This window comes from Acidovorax sp. FJL06 (assembly GCF_003852545.1).
In the GTDB taxonomy this organism is placed as follows: Bacteria; Pseudomonadota; Gammaproteobacteria; order Burkholderiales; family Burkholderiaceae_C; genus Acidovorax.
The window spans coordinates 1-2,817 of record NZ_QAJR01000003.1; the positions used below are offsets into that span (position 1 = coordinate 1).

1 protein-coding gene is annotated in these 2,817 nt (G+C 69.4%); it reads right to left on the reverse strand.

The annotated features are described in order from the left end of the window. Positions 1-254: 254 nt before the first annotated feature. On the reverse strand, positions 255-2,378 hold the full coding sequence (locus DBV10_RS01565; protein WP_124509966.1) for a diguanylate cyclase: 2,124 nt from the start codon (positions 2,376-2,378) through the stop codon (positions 255-257). Positions 2,379-2,817 lie beyond the last annotated feature (439 nt).

The window sequence follows — 2,817 nt, forward strand, 5'->3', positions numbered from 1 at the left end:
AAAGTGAGTCGCCTGCCGGGGCGACAACCCGGCCTCCGCCCTCGACCCCAGCACGCCTTCCAAACCAGCACGCCAAGGCTTCGACAAGCTCAGCCCGAACGGTTGGGGTGCGTGCCCCAGCTTCGGCAGGCTCAGCCCGAACGGTTTGCGAGCCACATGAACTTCGACAAACCCAATCCTCATGGACGGGAAAAATTCACTACAAAACAATAGCTACAAAGGCATAGCCAGCAGGCGCAAGAAGCCAAAAAAACTCAAACCGGCCCCAACGCCATCCGCCCCGACGCCGACACCATCGCCTGGCTCGCACGCCGCGTCTCCACCCGGTTGCGCCCCGCCCGCTTGGCGTCATAACAGGCCATGTCCGCCGCATACAGCACCGACGGCACATCCTGCAAACTTGCATCCAGCACCACCAGCCCGATGCTCACCCCCAGCGTAAAACTGCGCCCCTGGTACGACGGCTCCCAGGCATGCACGGCCACCCGCAGCTGCTCGGCCACCGCCTGGCCGCGCGCCAGCGCGCAGCCGGGCAGCACCACCGCAAACTCATCGCCCCCCAGGCGCGCCGCCCAGCCGATCTGGCGCACCTGCGACGCCAGCAGGCGGGCCACATGGCGCAGCACATCGTCGCCCGCGTCATGCCCGGCAATGTCGTTGACCACCGTGAAATGGTCCAGGTCGAGGAACAGCACCACGCCATCGCCCTGCGGCTCGCTGCCCTCGTCATCGGCGCCATGGCTGCGCTGGCGCGTGGAGCGCTCGGCCATCAGCAGGCCCAGGCGCTCGTCGAAGGCCGCGCGGTTGTAGAGCTGGGTCAGTGCGTCGTGCGTGCGCTCCCAGGCCTGCTGCGCCTGGGCCTCGCGGGCGGCGGTGATGTCTTCCAGGATCCACACGGTGCCGCCATGCATCTCGTCGCGCCGCACCCCGCGCCCCTGCACGCGGGCCCACACGGGGGTGCCGTCCTTGCGCATGAAGCAGATGTCGCCATCGAACGCCCCGTGCACGGCCATCTCGGAGCGCACGCGCTCGCCCACCTGGGCATAGTCCGCGTCGCTGGCGTACACGGTGCGTGCAGGGCGGCCCTGCAGCTCTTGCGCCGTGTAGCCCAGCATCACGCAGGCCTGCCGGCCCACCACGTCCAGCATGCCGTGGCGCGAGATGATGATGCCCACCGAGGCACTGTCCAGCACGGCCTGGAACTGGCCATCGAGCGTGTCCTTGCGCTGCTGCTGCTGCTGGCCCTGCTGCACCAGGCCCTGGAACACCCGCACCAGCTCGCCGACCTCGCCGCCCGCGCGGGGCCAGTCCTGCTCGGCCGGGGGCTGCTGCTGCCGGGTGCTGGTTGTGAGCAGCTGGCGCGCCCTGTGGGTGAGCTGCGCCAGGGGCTGGGCCATCCAGCCCATCAGGGCCACGGCCAGCAGCATGCACAGCAGCATGCTGGCCACGGCCAGCCACCAGGCCTCGCGCTGGGCGCCACGCAGGGGCGCAAGCAATGCCTGCGAGGTGCTGACCCGCGCCACGATCCACTGCGGCAGGGGCATGCCCGCCATGCTCACGATGTGGTCGGGCTGCACGTGGCTCATGCCCCGCCCCACCACGGGCTGGGCCTGGGTCAGCCAGCGCGTGTACACCGGCGCCAGCCCGGCCTCGTCGCGCACCTGGCCCAGGATGCGTGCGGGGTCGGAGTGCGACAGGATGGTGCCGTCGCGCGTGAAGACGATGAGCTGCGAGTCCTCGCGCGCGGGCAGCGTCATGGACGGAGGCAGCAGGCTTTGTGACTGCAGGCGCAGCGCCCCGGCCACCACGCCCAGCACGGTGCCGTCCTCGCGGTGCAGCGGCATGGTGAACATCACGCGCGGCTCGCCGCTGCGTCCGGCGATCAGCTCGGACACCAGGGGCTTGCCATCCACCAGGGTGCGGCGCAGGGCATCGCGTTCGATCGGGTCCAGGTCGGCGGCTTTCTGCTGCAGCCCGGCGCGCAGGTTCAGGCGCAGCTCGCCGTTGTCGCGGGCCACCTGCATGGTGTCAAAGAACTGCACGGCGGGCAGGCCCTGCTGCAGCAGCCATTCGAGCGATGAAGGGGATTCGAGCATGCCGGGCGTGATGCCTGCGGCCACGGTGCGCAGCACCTTCTGGCTTTGCTCGATCTTGCTGGCCAGCAGGCGGGCCACGACCTCGACCTCATCGGTCTGCTGGCTCACCATCCGGCGCACGGCCTCTTGCCCCGATGCGCGGGTGACCAGCCAGGCGGCCACCGCCCCCGACAAGGCCACGGCCAGTGCGGCCACCAGCATGAGCCGCAGCACCAGCGCCCCCGGCACCAGCCAGCCGGGTGCGTCGTCGTCGGGCGCAGCCGAGGGGGCGGGGGCCGTCATGGACACCCCGGCACAGGAGCGCCACAGGAACGCTGAAAGTTAGGCATGGGGACGGGTCGCTGCAGACATGTCCCAACAAATATACGCAGCCCCCGGGGCCGGGGGCTTGGGTGGAACCCTTGGTAAAACGCAAGGAGAAACCCTGAGCCCCCGGTGCAGGAAGAGGGCCCTGTGCACCCACAAAACCTTGCAACGCGTGCCCTCCCATGCGCTGGCACGGCCTGGGCCAAGGCCACCGTGGAACTGGCTTCGCCACGCCGCCGGTGGCGCCCCTCCCGCACAGCGAGAGCGTGAGAGGGGGATTACGCCGAAGGCGACTCAGGGGAAGGTGCCGCCTAAGAACCTGTTCAAGATCTTTTCGGGGATCGCATTGGAGTGCAATCGGGAGGAGTGGATGCTTCGGGTGCGCCGCATGGGCTTGTGCCCATGCAAGCAGACG

What these genes read in the sequence shown, in the direction of transcription:
- DBV10_RS01565 (WP_124509966.1), bottom strand. Translation starts at nt 2,378, where the DNA reads ATGACGGCCCCCGCCCCCTCGGCTGCGCCCGACGACGACGCACCCGGC.